10 protein-coding genes and 3 pseudogenes are annotated in these 16,020 nt (G+C 52.2%); 8 read left to right on the top strand and 5 right to left on the bottom strand.

What is annotated here, in order from left to right:
- Positions 1 to 43: 43 nt before the first annotated feature.
- Positions 44 to 2,317 carry an FdhF/YdeP family oxidoreductase gene (locus AAHB66_RS13535; RefSeq protein ID WP_347113274.1) on the bottom strand — a complete coding sequence of 758 codons (2,274 nt, stop codon included), beginning with the start codon at positions 2,315 to 2,317 and terminating at the stop codon, positions 44 to 46.
- Positions 2,310 to 2,884: pseudogene (locus AAHB66_RS13530) on the bottom strand (HutD family protein). The gene AAHB66_RS13535 and the pseudogene AAHB66_RS13530 overlap by 8 nt, the downstream one beginning before the upstream one ends.
- A 269-nt stretch (positions 2,885 to 3,153) precedes the next feature.
- Between AAHB66_RS13530 and AAHB66_RS13525 the strand changes: the two are divergent.
- Positions 3,154 to 4,539 (top strand): cytosine permease, encoded by a 1,386-nt coding sequence (locus AAHB66_RS13525; RefSeq protein ID WP_347116487.1) that lies wholly within the window; start codon positions 3,154 to 3,156, stop codon positions 4,537 to 4,539.
- 58 nt (positions 4,540 to 4,597) lie between these two features.
- Here the strand turns inward: AAHB66_RS13525 and AAHB66_RS13520 are convergent, their stop codons facing one another.
- Positions 4,598 to 5,440, bottom strand: coding sequence for a WcbI family polysaccharide biosynthesis putative acetyltransferase (locus AAHB66_RS13520; RefSeq protein ID WP_347113273.1), 843 nt, complete (start codon positions 5,438 to 5,440; stop codon positions 4,598 to 4,600).
- A 136-nt stretch (positions 5,441 to 5,576) separates the two neighbouring features.
- A complete protein-coding gene (locus AAHB66_RS13515) occupies positions 5,577 to 5,972 on the bottom strand; it encodes a rhodanese-like domain-containing protein (RefSeq protein ID WP_347113272.1) in 396 nt (131 codons plus the stop codon).
- Between the two features lie 109 nt (positions 5,973 to 6,081).
- On the opposite strand from AAHB66_RS13515, the pseudogene ftrA reads away from it, so the two are divergent.
- The 5 genes and pseudogenes from ftrA (at position 6,082) to AAHB66_RS13490 (ending at position 11,411) form a co-directional block, all read left to right on the top strand.
- A pseudogene (gene ftrA / locus AAHB66_RS13510) lies at positions 6,082 to 7,078 on the top strand (transcriptional regulator FtrA).
- An 86-nt stretch (positions 7,079 to 7,164) separates the two neighbouring features.
- Positions 7,165 to 8,142 (top strand): glycosyltransferase family 2 protein, encoded by a 978-nt coding sequence (locus tag AAHB66_RS13505; RefSeq protein ID WP_347113271.1) that lies wholly within the window; start codon positions 7,165 to 7,167, stop codon positions 8,140 to 8,142.
- A gap of 11 nt (positions 8,143 to 8,153) precedes the next feature.
- Positions 8,154 to 8,801, top strand: coding sequence for a class I SAM-dependent methyltransferase (locus AAHB66_RS13500; protein ID WP_347113270.1), 648 nt, complete (start codon positions 8,154 to 8,156; stop codon positions 8,799 to 8,801).
- On the top strand, positions 8,788 to 9,642 hold the full coding sequence (locus AAHB66_RS13495; RefSeq protein ID WP_347113269.1) for a hypothetical protein: 855 nt from the start codon (positions 8,788 to 8,790) through the stop codon (positions 9,640 to 9,642). The genes AAHB66_RS13500 and AAHB66_RS13495 overlap by 14 nt, the downstream gene beginning before the upstream one ends.
- 5 nt (positions 9,643 to 9,647) lie before the next feature.
- Positions 9,648 to 11,411: a hypothetical protein gene (locus tag AAHB66_RS13490; protein WP_347113268.1), complete on the top strand. Its 1,764-nt coding sequence runs from the start codon at positions 9,648 to 9,650 to the stop codon at positions 11,409 to 11,411.
- 55 nt (positions 11,412 to 11,466) lie between these two features.
- On the opposite strand, the gene AAHB66_RS13485 is transcribed toward AAHB66_RS13490, so the two are convergent.
- Complete coding sequence (locus AAHB66_RS13485) at positions 11,467 to 12,477, bottom strand: LacI family DNA-binding transcriptional regulator (RefSeq protein WP_347113267.1); 1,011 nt, start codon at positions 12,475 to 12,477, stop codon at positions 11,467 to 11,469.
- A 345-nt stretch (positions 12,478 to 12,822) separates the two neighbouring features.
- On the opposite strand from AAHB66_RS13485, the gene AAHB66_RS13480 reads away from it, so the two are divergent.
- Both AAHB66_RS13480 and AAHB66_RS13475 read left to right on the top strand, forming a co-directional pair.
- The gene (locus AAHB66_RS13480; protein ID WP_347113266.1) at positions 12,823 to 14,055 is read left to right on the top strand and encodes an oligosaccharide MFS transporter; all 1,233 of its coding nucleotides are present in this window, start codon (positions 12,823 to 12,825) and stop codon (positions 14,053 to 14,055) included.
- A gap of 11 nt (positions 14,056 to 14,066) precedes the next feature.
- Positions 14,067 to 16,016, top strand: a pseudogene (locus AAHB66_RS13475) (beta-galactosidase); the annotation flags it as partial.
- Positions 16,017 to 16,020 lie beyond the last annotated feature (4 nt).

Genomic DNA, 16,020 nt, shown 5'->3' with positions numbered 1-16,020 from the left:
ATAAGCTAATCTGTCTATGTGAAGACACCTTTACCTTGGGTCTCTATAGCATGCGGATCTCCCTGGAACGCAGGGTGATATGCACCGGCACCGATTTATACGACGGCGTGCCGCTCTCCTTATCAAGATAATTCAGCGGCACCAGTACGTTAGCCTCGGGGTAGTAGGCGGCTACCGTGCCCGGCGCAATGCTGTACGCCACCAGGGTAATATCATCCAGGCGCTGCTGGCTGTCGGGCAGGGCGGTGGTGATGTCCACCCGGTCGCCGTGCTCCAGCCCCAGCTGCTGCATGTCATCTTCATTCATAAACAGCACGTCGCGGCGGCCGAATACCCCACGATAGCGGTCGTCGAGGGCATAGATGGTGGTGTTGTACTGGTCGTGGCTGCGCAGGGTGACCAGCCGCAGGACGTTTTCGCCTTCCCCCGGGCTGTTCTCCGTCACGCCGTCAAAAAGGGAGAACATCGCCTTGCCGCTGGCGGTCGGCCAGATGCGCTCGGTGGGCGGCAGCGGCATGCGGAAGCCGCCGGGTACCCGGATGCGGGCGTTGAAGTTCTCAAAGCCAGGAAGGGTCTGTTCAATCCGCTCGCGGATGCGGTCGTAATCGGCCACCAGCGCCAGCCAGTCGGTGTTGCTGTTCGTCAGGGTGGCGTGAGCGAGCCCGGCGACAATGGCCGGCTCCGAGCGCAGCCACGGCGAGGCCGGTTTCAGCTTCCCGCTGGAGGCGTGCACCATCGACATGGAATCTTCTACGGTGATCGACTGCTGGCCGCTGCGCTGCATGTCCAGCTCGGTGCGCCCGAGGCAGGGCAGAAGATACGTCTCTCTGCCAACCAGCAGATGGGTGCGGTTCAGCTTGGTGGCAACGTGCACGCTAAGATCGAGGCTTTTCAGCGCCGGAAAGGCTTTATCGTGATCGGGCATCGCCACGGCAAAATTCCCGCCGAGGCACAGCAGCGCTTTCGCCTCGCCGTCGATCATCGCCTGGGCGGCCTGCACCGCGTCATGGCCGTGGGCGGCAGGTGGGGTAAAGCCAAACACCTTGCCCAGCCGATCGAGGAAGGCGGCGGTCGGTTTTTCGGTGATCCCCACCGTGCGGTTACCCTGCACGTTGGAGTGGCCGCGCAACGGGCAGATGCCCGCCCCGGGTTTGCCGATATTGCCGCGCAGCAACAGCAGGTCGGCAATCAGGCGCACGTTGGCGGTGCCCTTGTTGTGCTGGGTGATCCCCATGCCGTAGGTGATGATGGTGGCGCGGGATTTGGCGTAGATCTGCGCCACGTTCTCCAGATCGGCGCGGCTGAGCCCGGACTCGCGTTCTATGGCCTCCCAGGAGGTGGCGGCGATATCGGCGGCAAACTCCGCGAACCCCTGGGTCTGGGTGGCGATAAAGTCGTGATCCAGCGCGTCCAGCACCAGCAAATGTTTTGCAATGCCTTTTAACGCGGCGGCGTCGCCCCCGGCTTTCACCTGGTAGTAGGTCGAGGCGATATCGGTGGCGCTCCAGGTCGCCATCTCCCGGACGCTCTGCGGATCGGCAAAGCGCTCCAGGGCGGTTTCGCGCAGCGGATTAAAGACGATAATCGGCACGCCCCGGCGGGCAAGCTCGTGCAGGGTGCCCATCATCCGCGGGTGGTTAGTGCCCGGGTTGTGGCCGATGGAGATCACCAGTTCGGTGTGGTCAAAATCCTCCAGCGAGACGGTGCCTTTACCAATGCCGATGGAGCGGGGCAGGCCGACGCTGGTGGCCTGATGGCACATGTTGGAGCAGTCGGGAAAATTGTTGGTACCCAGTTCGCGGGCAAACAGCTGATACAGGAACGCGGCTTCGTTCGAGGCGCGCCCGGAGGTGTAAAACTCCACCTGATTCGGTGCCAGGCCGCGCAATACCTCCCCGATACGGGCAAAAGCCTCGTCCCACTCCACCGGGCGGAAGGTGTCGCTCTGCGGATCGTACTTCATGGGATGGGTCAGACGGCCATAGCCCTCCAGCTCAAAATCGCTCTTCGCCCACAGGGTGCTGACGGTATGCTCGGCGAAAAATTCCGGCGTGACGCGCTTCGTGGTCGCTTCCCACGTCACCGCCTTGGCACCGTTCTCGCAAAACTGGAAGGTGGACTTGTGCTCTTTGTCCGGCCAGGCGCAGCCCGGGCAGTCAAATCCGTCGGGCTGGTTGGTGCGCAGCAGCGTTGCAGGGGCGTCAAAGGCGTCCATCTGCGTGCGCACGGCAATCGCCGTGGCCTTTAAAGCTCCCCAGCCGCCCGCCGGACCGGCGTAATGGCGGATCCCGGGAACCGCTCGTCTGTTGTTACTCATCTGTACTCCTGTCTGGTATCTGGTCATGGCGGCGGATCTCCGCCAGCAGCAGCGACGCCTCCTCTGAGTGTGGCACAAGCTCGCCCGGCGTCTCCCCCCTGCCACCAGATCCCGCTGGCTGGCGAATAATTCTTTCCGGCTAACTGCCAGTGGCCGTTCAGCACATACGCGATGCCCTCCGCGTCGGGTCGCAGGGCGTGGCTTGCGATCGTCACCTGCGCACGGGCACGGGTGCGCTGGGTCATCACGTTAAAGTCCATGCCTGGCCCGGTGATCCCCTCGCTGGCAAGCGGCCACTCCCCCCGGAAAGGCCCAGGGCACGCCGGGCTCGAGGCGGTGCAGCAGGTCGTCACCGCGCAGCCACAGCCCGGAACCAGCGAGCAACATAATCACCCGATCGACGCCGGGGAAGAGGGAGAAAGGGCCATCCTGACCGAGCGTGGCGATGCTGGCTCGCCACAGAAAAGGCGCATCCGCAGAGGGAATGCTGACGATCTCCCGGGTTTCACCCGCCCCGTTTTTCCACGGGGTGACCGGCAGGGAAGCAAGCGTAAAGGGGGTAATCATGTCCGTTTGACCCTGATTGTGGGGGGGTTAATAATTCATCTTTGCTACAGATGATTTTCAAAATAATTACAAATTATTCACAGTTCAGTTCACAAATCCATCATCAGATTCGTGTCGGCGGATGTCAATGGTTGTATATACATGATCTGTCATGTGGCGTTGCCCTGACGCAGGCAGGGTGTCTGGCGGTCATCAATCATCCATTCAGAGAGGAAGCTATGTCGTCTTTTTCGTCTTCAGAAGCGCAGTCTAAAAAAAACGGGACGCGGTTGTCGGAAACGCGCTCTATCGATTACATTCCGGATAATGAACGCCACGGCCACCCCTTCAGTCAGTTTACGCTGTGGTTTGGCGGTAACCTGCAGATCACGGCCATTGTCACCGGCGCGCTGGCGGTGGTGCTGGGTGGCGATGTGGTGTGGTCGATCGTTGGCCTGCTGGTGGGACAGGTGCTCGGGGCGACGGTGATGTCGTTCCACGCCCTGCAGGGGCCGCGTCTGGGTCTGCCGCAGATGATCATCAGCCGCGCCCAGTTTGGCGTGCTGGGGGCTGTGATCCCGCTGGTGCTGGTGTGTGTGATGTACGTTGGCTTCTCCGCCAGCGGCACGGTGCTGGCCGGACAGGCGATGGCGAAACTGCTGTCGGTGTCCAACGTGGCGGGGATGATCCTGTTCAGCGCGATCATTATCGTGATTGCGGTGCTGGGCTATCGTGTGATCCACAAGCTCGGCAAGGTGGCGAGCGTCGTGGGTGTACTGGCGTTTGTGTATCTCTTTATCGCCCTGCTGATGTCCAGCGACCTGGGGGCGATTGCACAGAATAACCACTTCTCGATGCCGATGTTCCTGCTGGCGGTGTCGCTCTCCTCATCCTGGCAGATCGCCTTTTGCCCCTACGTGTCGGACTACTCACGCTATCTGCCGCGCAACGTCTCCGGGGTAAAAACTTTCTTCTCGGTCTTCAGCGGCACGGTGCTGGGCACTCAGGCCTCGATGACCCTCGGGGTGATCACCGCCGCGATTGCCGGCAGCGCCTTCAAGGGGCATGAGGTGAGCTATATCGTCGGGCTGGGCAAAAGCGAAGCCATGGCGATGGTGATCTATTTTGCGATCTGCTTCGGCAAAATCACCTTCACCACCCTGAACGCCTACGGCAGCTTTATGTCGCTGACCACTATCGTGTCGGGTTTCCGCAATCAGACCACGCTGAGCCAGAGAAGCCGCGTGATCTTTGTGGTGCTGATGGTGACCATCTCCTGCGTGATTGCGCTGCTCAGCGAACCGGCATTCCTGAAACACTTCACCCATTTCCTGCTGTTCCTGCTGGCGTTCTTCGTGCCGTGGAGCGCTATCAGCCTGACCGACTACTTTATTATTTCCCGTAAAGCGGTGGATATTCCGGCGCTGTTCGATCCGCGTGAACGCTACGGTTACTGGAATATGTTTGGTATCAGCATCTATGCCATTGGCGTGCTGATTCAACTGCCGTTTATTGAAAACCCGCTCTACCACGGCTCCCTGACGTGGATCTTCGCCGACAATGACGTATCGTGGATCATCGGCTGGTTCTGCACGGCGGCGCTTTACTACGCATTCAGACGTTTCGATCGCCGGGTGCTGCCGGAACAGACGATTTATCCGGCGTCGGGCAGGTAAGGGGAGTGCCGAGGGCCACCCCTGGCTGAAGGCCAGGGGAAGCGAGCCTGAGCAAAGGTCAAATATTCATGTATTCGCCTGACAACGACTGGTAGTACGCCGATTTCAGCAGGGCATTTTTGAGCATCGTTTTATCCTGATATTCAAAAAAGGCAAAGTTGATTTTTCCTGCCAGGGAGAGGCCGGTGGGGCGCATCATGTAATAGGTATCATCACCGGAGCCCAGTTTGGGCGCAGTGTAATTGAGCAGCATATCGTTGCCCTGCAGATCGAACTTTTCACTGCTGCCAAAGATCTGCTGATAAATCGCTCTCAGGAGAAGACCCAGGTGTTCATTATTTGGATGGCTGATGGTCGAGTAGCTGCCGGTATTTTCACTGACGCCACGGAAATAATCATCCGAATAATCGAAGCACACATTTCCATTCTGATACAGTGCCTTATATTTATTTGCGTCCTCTTCCAGCAGGGCCAGCTGTTTGGTACTGGATAATTGAACCTGATGATAGCGGGAGACGGCGTCAAGATGATTGTGACCGGTCAGGTATAAATGTAAGAAGCGATAATCGACATACACCATCAGATCCGGGATCGGTTGATCGTAATACCCCAGCTGCGGGGTCGACACGCGGGATTCCAGCGTCGGGAGCAGCCTGATATCAAAATATTGACTTAATGATGCCGTTGAAAAAGCACCCCATTTTTTTGAGTGGTATTGCATAAAGATGGCATCGCATTGCTCAAGCTCGTGGTAAAAATTCAGCAGATGCTCTTTTTCATTGAGTTTGTAGATCGGCGTATTAAAAACGTAGGAAAATTTACCTTCATGCAGTGCGGAATGATTTTTAATCAGATCGCCCAATACTTCCAGCTGACAGTTCCCAACCAGCGCGAGTTTCATTTTGATCTCCATTTGCAGGCACAAAGCCGCTATCGAAACCCTATGCTATCCCAGCGGTTACTTTAGCAATCAATGAATTAATGACTGCTTTAGCGGGCTTTTTTGCCGACCCCGGATGCAGGGTCGGCGCAGGGTATCAGGCGGCGTTAAAAGGGAGACCTTCGTCGGCCCATCCGGTCATGCCACCAATCATGATTTTCACTGGGCGTCCCAGCTGCGCCAGCTTCAGCGCCGCGCGATCGGCACCGTTGCAGTGCGGCCCGGCGCAGTAGACCACAAACAGCGTATCGGCTGGCCATTCTGCCATCCGCTGGGCAGCGATCTCCCGATGGGGCAGATGCAGAGCGCCGGGAATATGACGCCGGGCAAAGGTCTCCGGGCTACCTACCACATGCAGTAAGACAAAATCGACATCCCGCTCCTGGAAGGCGCTCCAGACGTCAGCGCAGTCTGTCTCCACGCTCAGTCGTTGTAAAAAATGGTTCGCCGCGTTTTCTGCGATCGCAGCAGGGTAATCAGTCACATAGCTCATCGTTTTCTCCTGAATTGAGGCTTTACTCTACGGCGACAGCGTGGTTTTGACAGCTGGCAGAAATGCCATATACCATCAGGATCATGACAAAAATATCCTGAGTGCAGTGATGAATAATCCTCTGGTGGTTGCGCTGGCCTATGACGGCTTATGTACGTTCGAATTCGGCATTGCGGTGGAAATTTTTGGTCTTGCCCGCCCTGAAATGGGGGATAACTGGTATCGCTTTGCGGTGGCGGGTGTCGATCCGGGGGGAGCTGCGCGCCACGGGCGGTATCCGGCTGGTGGTCGACGGCGGGCTGGAGCTGCTGGCGCAGGCCGGTACCATAATCGTTCCCGGCTGGCGGGGCGCTGATGTCCCGGTGCCCGCCGCGCTGTGCGAGCAGCTCGCCGCTGCCCATCAGCGTGGGGCGCGGATCCTCTCTATCTGCTCCGGGGTCTTTGTGCTGGCCGCCGCAGGGTTACTTGATAACCGTCAGGCCACTACTCACTGGCGATACACCGACCTGCTGCAACAGCGTTATCCTGCCATTCATGTCACGCCGGATGTGTTGTATATCGATAGCGGTGATGTCCTGACCTCCGCCGGGAGCGCGGCGGGGATCGACCTGTGTCTGCACCTGGTGCGGCGGGATTATGGCAGCGTGGCGGCCAACCAGGTGGCGCGTCGGCTGGTGGTGTCGCCGCATCGCGATGGTGGCCAGGCCCAGTTTATCCAGCAGGCGGTGCCGATCGCCTATGAAGGCCACCGGCTTGGCGCGCTCTTTGATTACCTGCTCGAAAATCTGGCTGCCCCACACCGCGTCGATTCTCTGGCGAAATTTGTTGGTATGAGTCCGCGTACCTTTCTGCGCCGTTTTGCGGCAACCACCGGTAAAACGCCGGCCCAGTGGCTGTTGAACGCCCGTCTGAGCCGCAGCCAGGCGCTGCTGGAGAACAGCCAGCTGTCAATAGAACGTATTGCCGAGCAGGTAGGGTTTGGCAGCGTGGCGACGATGCGCCATCACTTCAGAAATCAGCTGGGGACGACGCCTGCGGCGTACAGGAAAGGGTTCGCTGAGCCAGCGGTTTTGAAGGGGAGTGAATTATACCCGCATAATTTGTAAAGACATCTTTTTGTAGATAAAGTGTGACCCTCAAACGGAAAGTGATAGAGAAAATCAATCAAGAAGGCATGTAAGGTGAAGGGTAAATGAAATTAATCATACAAATCCCCTGCTTTAATGAAGCTGATACGCTTGCAATTGCTTTGAAAGCCCTACCCAGACAGGTTGCGGGTTTTGATGCGGTGGAATGGCTAATTATTGATGATGGCAGTACCGATGATACCGTCAACGTAGCCAGACAAAATGGCGTTGACCATGTCGTTAAACATGCAGGAAATAAAGGGTTAGCGAAAGCCTTTATGACCGGACTCGATGCGTGTCTGAACTTAAACGCTGATGTTATTGTAAATACAGATGCGGATAATCAATACTCTGCTGAAGATATTCCGTTATTAGTTGCCCCCATACTTGAACACCGTGCAGAAATGGTGATCGGTGAAAGACCCATTTCGACCATTGACCATTTCTCTCCCGTCAAAAAATACCTGCAAAAGTTGGGAAGTTGGGTGGTCCGTGTGGCCAGTAATACCAATATTCCCGATGCGCCAAGCGGATTCAGGGCTATGTCGAGAGCAACAGCCCAAAAGCTGATAGTTTTTAATGATTATACCTATACTTTAGAAACTATTATTCAGGCAGGGCAAAAAAATATCACCATTACGTCTGTATCTGTTCGCGTTAATGAGGATTTGCGGCCTTCACGCCTGGTAAAAAGCATCTCGTCTTATATCAAACGAAGTATTATAACCATTGTCCGTATTTTTATAATTTATCGACCATTCAGATTTTTTGGCACAATAGGAACGGTGTTATTTTCAGCAGGATTCTTATTAGGCCTTCGTTTTCTTTATAAATATCTGACCGGCGATGGTAATGGTTATGTTCAGTCATTAATTTTGGCATCTATACTCATGGGTATGGGCTTCCAGACAATACTTGTCGCTTTTGTCACTGACCTGTTGTCGGCTAACAGAAAGCTTCTTGAAGATCTGCGTTTTAAGGTCGCGCAACTGGAATCGAACCGCAATAATAAAACTGATAATAATGACTTCGAACAGCAATAGATGAGGTGAGTATGGGTTTCAAAGTATCGGGTGGTAAGTCAGAAGATGGCGTTGTGTTCGGCAACGCGTATGACAAATATGGCTCAAAAAATCCGATTGTAAAATGGATGATGAAGGGCTTTGACTCCACTCTTGAAAATTTTGTAATACGTGCTAATCCAAAAACAATCCATGAAGTGGGATGTGGTGAAGGATTCTGGGTCAACAAATGGAATGGCCAGGGGTTACAGGCTGTCGGCAGCGATTTCTCTCATGATGTTATTTCTCTGGCAAGGGAGAATGCGCTAGCGGCGGATCTTCGTCCTGACGTATTTAATGCAAAGAGCATTTATGATCTCAAGCCTGAAACGGATAGTGCAGATTTAATCGTCTGCTGTGAAGTAATGGAGCATCTTGAAGACCCGGATCAGGCCATGAAGGTACTACAAACTTTGGTCGGTAATTATCTAATCGTTAGCGTGCCTCGTGAGCCCGTCTGGTGTGCGCTGAATATGGCCCGGGGTAAATATTTAACGAGCTTTGGTAACACCCCTGGTCATATACAGCATTGGTCGAAAAGCGCCTTTATAAAATTCACCGGCAAATATTTCAAGGTCATTGAAGTGGCTTCACCCTTCCCATGGACCATGTTGTTGTGCGTACCCTATGACAAAAAGTAATCTACGCAAGGTGCTCAATATTACAGGGAGTGTTATTGCACTCTTGAGTGTCCTGTTTGTTGCTCACAGAATAATGGCGTATTGGGCCCAGGTTCCAGACGACACCTTTACGCTAAAATTACTTTCGTTGATTCTGATACTGGCGGCGATCTATGGTGCCGCCAACATCATTCTTGCTTCTGCGTGGCGCATACTGATGGTAGGTCTGGAACAGTCTATTAGCTCCCGGATAGCCACCCGGATTTACGGTCTGACTCAGTTAGCGAAATATGTGCCTGGCAATATTTTCCAGTTTGCGGGCAGACAATTCCTGGCGATGTCGCATGGTTTTTCAGGAAAAGCGATTGCGAAGAGCACTTTTCTGGAGCTACTGCTGTTAGTTCTGACGGGGGCCGCTTTTGTATTATGGATGTTACCTCTGTTATATCCTGCTTTTAATATTATCTATGGCTTCTCGCTGTTTATTATTATCGCACTGTTGATTGCTCTGGGGTTGAAATGGCAGGAGAGGAGCAGTTTAATCAAGGTCATAGCACGATACTTCCTGTTCCTGGTGATCTCAGGAACTGTGTTCCTGTGCGTACTCTATTCCATTGTCGATAACTGGATTGCCACCCCCGCGCTGGTACTGCCGCTCATTGGAGCATATGTCATCGCATGGCTTGCGGGGCTTATTACGCCAGGCTCTCCTGCTGGGGTAGGGGTCAGAGAATTTTTGCTCATTTTATTGTTGAAGCCGTTCTTTGCTGAGATAGATATTGTGCTGGCAGTCATACTAAGTCGAATCACCACGGTTGTAGGCGATTGCTTTTTCTACCTGTACTCTCTCTCCTTAAGATGATTATTATGACTAAACAAAAACTCAGTATCGTTTTTATTGTTGTTTTTCTTTCACTGTTTTATCTCATATTAGGGATAGGCTATTCACAATCCTATAATCCTGGATTTTTCCCGGATGAGTTTGCGCATATGGGATATGTGGTTGATGTCATGAAAAATCACTTCCCCGACTATAATAACGGTCTTATATATTCGAGTAATAAACTCAATTACCTTAATCATCCGGCGCTGTATTATATCATCGTTGGCGAACTGGCCAGTCTCTTACATTTGCAGGATGCATTCGCAAGCGTAGGGCGTTACGTAAATATGGTGATTTCCCTTATCATCATCGTCATGACATGCCGGATGCTGTACCAGAGCACTCAATCCAGACTCGCGACTTTTGTGGGAGGCGCATTTTTACTCGTCATCCCTATGTTTGTGCTTTTAGGAAGCGCAGTCAGTAACGATCAGATAAATGTTCTGGGTTGTACCTTTGTCATCTACGGATTGCTGGGATTGATGGAGCGTCACAAAGATGACAGGCCTTTAACATCTTATATTCTTTTTATTTGTGCCGGTGGGATTATCGCTTCACTGAGTAAAGCTACAGGTTCACTAGCGATCGTTTGTTTGTTAGCCTCCGTTGCGCTTTTTAATTTCTCCAGTTTAGTAAAAATAATAAAGGAAATATCGCTAAAGCAATGGTTGATTATTGCTGCATCAATATTCGTTGTTGTCATTTATTTTGTCTGCATACATCTTATTTATGGTGGTTTTTATCCAGCGCCTCAGGGCACCCCCGCAGCATGGTTTTTTATTGAGCATCCAGATGCAAAAAGGCTGGCTTTCTCAGAGTTTCTTAATAATTTTCTTAACGGGAATTTAGTTACTCTGACGATTCCTTATGGGCACGTATATATTTTTGACAGTGAAACCAGAATATTCATTGTTAAAGCTATTTTGATCATGTTAGGCGTCATGGCGGGTTGTGTTTTGGTAAATAAGAATGCCAAAAATAATTATTTGTTCAATGTGACATTCTCCTTTGTGGTAGCCTTTTTTATTTTCTTTGTGATTTACTTTTTCACTATCAGAGATATGCATTTAAAAACAGGCTATACAGGAGCAATGCAGGCCAGATATTTTTTTGGATTTTTACCGGTCTGCTCTCTAGTGATCGCTAAGGTGCTATCCTGGCTTAATAGTAAGGTAATGAAAGGCCTGGTGTCAGCGATGATAATCGCCGGATTGATAGCCTCTCTTTACCCGGCATTAGTTAAGCTTTCAGAGCTTCGTATGTGGCAATCAACACCCATTATCGAGCAGCCGCTTTTCAATACCAGCTACGGATACCTTACAAAGGGACGCAGCTTTGAACAGACAATATTGGCTGAATCAAATGCGCTGAAAGGCGTTGAACTGATGCTGGCGACTTTTGCGCGGCAAAATCATGGCCCATTAACGCTGGAGTTGATTGATCATTCTGGGAATATAGTTACAACTAAAGTGATTATGATGGAAAAGCTCGCCGACAATACCTATGCGTGGTTTGATTTTAATCGGATAAACATAATAAAAAATCAGAAATATACGTTGCGGCTAACGTGCAATGAATGTACCACGGATAATGCTGTTACCTGGTGGGCCATAAAGAAAGAATTTGAGTTGCCAATTTTTTTATTCACAAAATTCGGGCCTGGTGCTGGAGACAGGTATCCTGAAGGTGAAGCCAGGGTCGATGGCGTGAAGGTTGGTGGCGCGTATTCATTCCGTCTCTATTTTTAAGTCGCCTCTACCAGCCTTGCGGAGCGGGGGGAGTGTTTACCTGTGACAAGGCTGGCTAGACGTCATTTATTCCAATCGAATCCCGTACAATAAACTCCGCTGGCAAAATACAACTATCAGGCATGTTTTCCCCGGTTGCCGCGAGCACTCTGGCCACCGCTTCCTTACCCTGAGCGTCTAAATCAAGCCGCACCGTGGTAAGGGAAGGGATGAAAAAGGCGCTTTCGTAACTGTCATCGTAGCCAATGATGGAAACCTGCCGGGGTACCGCGATACCTGCCTTATTCATTGCACTCAGTGCCCCCAGCGCCATCTGGTCGTTACCTACCAGCAGGGCGCTAAACGCAGTCTTATTGTCGATAAGCTGTCGCGCACCGTCGTGACCGCTTTGGGCATCCCAGGTGCCGAAAATAACGGCCGCGGGCGTTTTGCCAAATGTCGCCATGCTGCTTAACCAGTTTTCCAGACGCAATTTGGCTGAAATGGAGTGTTTTGGACCCGGCATCAGCGCAATGTTGGTGTGCCCAAGTTCGCATAAGCGTTTGACGCTCTCCTGAGTCCCGTTCGCCGGATCAAAGATGACATGAAAAACACCGCTGTCCGGCGCGACGTCAAGAAACAGGCAGGTGACATCGGTATTATGCTCAGCCAGCTCCCGGGCGGAAGAAGTCTCCAGCGGGACGTTAATCAGGATTTTTTCGATAAACTGCGATTTAAGATCGTTAATCGATTGCTGAATGGCTGTGGGGTCAGCTTCATCAATCATTGAAATCAGAACCTGATAGCCCGCCTCACGGGCATGCTTTTTCACGGATGCGGCGATTTGTGATGGCGCATGCAGCGCGAGGGAGGTGGTTACTAACCCCAGCGTCTGGGTGCGCTTCCCGACCAGCTGCTGCGCCAGCCGGTTTGGAACGTAGCGTAGATCTTCAATGGCCTGCTCGACACGGATACGCGTTTTTTCGGCCACGTTTACCGATTTATTGAGTACCCGGGATACGGTCTGATAGGAGACACCTGCCCGGCGAGCGACATCTTCCAGCGTCGCATTTCTGTTTTTATTCACCCTCAATCCTTTCTCAGTTCGTCACTAAAAATTACGCGTTTCATCACCGCCTTGAGTAGACATTATATCAAAATGTCATACGTTCACATGGCGTGATTTAGCGATCTTGCTCACCTTTTGCCGCTTTAAAAATTGTGTTCTGTGATGCCGATTGCAGTTTTCATCAAGGAGAGTTGTTCGCGTCATTTGTCAGGTATTGTATGTAACACGTTGATGTGAACGTCATACATTTTAAGGGGCGACCACTGCGCGCTCTGCTTAACAGTACTGACATAACCCAAAAGAACGCCACTCACTGAGCCTTCAGCGAAGCACCGATCCTGTTCCTTCTTGAGGAAGAAAAATATGGTTACCGGTAAAAGGAACTATGTCCTTTTAAGCATTTTTGATTTTCTCTACCTGTTTGCCTGGTCGTCGACGATGGCCTTTTTTGTTATCTGGACGACACAGCATTTAGGGATCAGCGCCACCCAAACGGGGTGGTTGTATGCGATTAATGCCTTTATTGCGCTAACCATGCAGCCGTTCTTTGGTTATATCTCTGATAAATTCGGCACAAAAAAATCGCTTATCTTTTTAATTATTGCGCTGCTGCTTCCGGTCGGACCGTTCTTTATTTATGTTTATGCGCCCTTGCTGGTCAGCTCCTTCTGGTTAGGTGCTGTGCTCGGCGGTATCTATCTGGGGGTTATTTTTAACTCCGGGTGTGGCGTCATTGATTCCTATATCGACAAAATATCCCGCCGTTATTCCTTTGAATATGGACGGGTGAGAATGTGGGGTTCTCTGGGTTGGGCGGCCGCGGCGTATATTGTCGGACGTAATATTAATGATAATCCTAACCTCTCGTTCTGGCTGGCCAGTATTGCCATTGTGTTAGCGGCTGTCTGCTTTATGCTGACGAAAATTACGGTCACGCTGGAAGAAGAAAAAATGACCTCGTCATTAAAAGCGGGGCATGTTGTTGAACTGATGAAAGATAAGCAGTTCTGGATGCTGATTATTTTTACGCTGTTTGTCACGCAAATCTATGACACCTACGACCAGCAGTTTGCGCAGTACTTCTCTCTGCAGTTCCCGAGCGTTGATGAAGGAAATAAATGGTACGGCACCCTGGCATCAATTCAGGTCTGTGGCGAAACTTTATTCCTTGGTCTGATGCCGTGGTTTGTGAACCGCGTCGGGGCGAAGTGGGCGCTGGTGATTGCCGGGACGATTATGTCGGTGCGTATTCTGGGATCTGCCGTTCCGCTGGGCCCGGTATGGATTGCGGCAGTGAAGATGATGCACGCCATTGAGAAACCCTTAATCCTGATCTCTGTATTTAAATTTATTGCCCAAAATTTTGACCATAAATTGTCATCCACGATCTATTTGCTGGTGCTGTTTGCGGCATCCATTGCCACGACGGTCTATTCCCCGGTGGTCGGGCATTTATATGACACCATTGGCTTTGCCAATACCTATATCATTCTTGGCGTCGTTTCAGGACTATTTACGTTGTTCTCAGTATTTTCTCTGCGGAACAAAAAAGACAAGGTTATGGCTCTTTCTCCTGAGAGAGAGTCTTTAGCATAAGGGAGGTGGTGATGAGCAAGTTATTTACTCAACTCAATTTTTTACACGGTGCCGATTATAATCCGGACCAGTGGCTCACTCAGCCCGATATTCTTGAGAAAGATATCGCGATGATGAAAGAGACCAAATGCAACGTGATGTCGGTGGGAATATTTAGCTGGTCTAAACTCGAGCCCGCCGAAGGCGAATATCAGTTTGGCTGGCTGGATAGCGTTCTGGATACGCTTTATGCCAATGGGATTTATGTTTTCCTGGCGACACCGAGTGGTGCCAGGCCCGCCTGGGTATCTGAAAAATACCCGGAGGTATTGCGGACCAATAAGGATCTGACGAAAAACCTGCACGGGGAACGCCATAATCACTGTGTTTCCTCCCCCCAATATTTACGCCTGACCGGGAAAATTAACGCGCAGCTGGCGAAACGTTATGCGCATCACCCTGCCGTCCTGGCCTGGCATATCTCGAATGAGTATGGCGGCGACTGCCACTGCGAGATCTGCCAGCAGGCCTTCCGCGACTGGCTAAAGGAGAAGTATCAGACGTTAGAGAACCTGAACCAGCGCTGGTGGAGCTCATTCTGGAGCCACGAATATTCCAGCTGGAGTCAGATCCATTCCCCAGGGCCACTGGGCGAGCAGTCGGTTCATGGCCTGAATATCGACTGGCGGCGCTTTATGAGTGAGCAGGTTGCGCTGTTTTGCCGCCATGAAATTCAGACGGTGAAAGCCTTCAACCCAGCGTTGCCCGCCACCACTAACTTCCATGGGGTGTTCAGCGATTACGATTACTGGCGACTGGCGCAGGAGGTTGATTTCATCTCATGGGACAGCTATCCGGAGTGGCACAAAGCCCAACAGCAGCAGGATATCGCCGCTTACACGGCCTTCACCTTTGACCTGATGCGAAGCCTGAAACCCGGACTGCCTTTCCTGCTGATGGAATCTACTCCCGGAACCACAAACTGGCAGGCGGTCAGCAAGCTGAAAAGACCGGGGATGCACCTGCTGTCAGCCCTGCAGGCGGTGGCCCACGGTTCCGACTCGGTACAATATTTCCAGTGGCGAAAAAGCCGGGGGTCGGTCGAAAAATTACACGGCGCGGTAGTGGATCATGTCGGCCATCTCAATACCCGCGTCGGACAGGACGTAAAGCAGGTCGGCGCTGCGCTGGAAAAGCTGGCACCTGCGGCAGGCGCGGATTACCGGGCTGAGGTGGCGATAGTCTATGACTGGGACAATCGCTGGGCAGTGAACGATGCTGCCGGGCCCCGAAATTGTGGCATTAAGTTTGAAGAGACGGTGCAGCAACATTATCAGGCACTCTGGCAGCAGAGCATCCCGGTGGATATCGTCTCCCAACATTCAGATCTCAGTGCATACCGGGTCATCATTGCCCCGATGCTCTATATGGTGGATGCAGCCTTTGCCGAACGCGTGAATCAGTTCGTGGCAGTCGGCGGGGTGTTTATTGCCACCTACTGGACGGGCATTGTCGATACAGACGATCTGTGCTTCACAACCGGTTTCCCGGGACCTCTTCGCGATGTATTGGGTATCTGGTCGGAAGAGATCGACGGTCTGTACGATGGCGAAACGAATCAGATCGGCATTACGTCGTCAGTCTGGAACAGCCCTGAACGTGCGTATGAATGTCGGGAACTGTGCGAGCTTATTCATGCGGAAACGGCAGAGGTACTGGGCGTTTATCAGCAGGATTTCTATGCCGGCAGACCCGCAGTAACCCGCAATGCGCATGGCGAAGGGCAGGCGTATTATCTCGCGGCAAGAACCGGAGGCGATTTCCTGCACGATTTTTACCAGATGATCGCTGATGAAAACGGCATTACCGCCTGCACGGGAATGCAATTGCCGGAAGGGGTGGTTGCCACGGCACGACACGACGAAGGGGAGGCGTATATTTTTGTACAGAACTATGGCGATCAGACCGTCACGCTTGATTTGGCAG

It is taken from the genome of Leclercia sp. S52 (genome assembly GCF_039727615.1).
GTDB lineage: Bacteria > Pseudomonadota > Gammaproteobacteria > Enterobacterales > Enterobacteriaceae > Enterobacter > Enterobacter adecarboxylatus_B.
The sequence above is the reverse complement of the archived record's forward strand: the minus strand, read 5'-3'. Positions and strand labels throughout refer to the sequence as shown.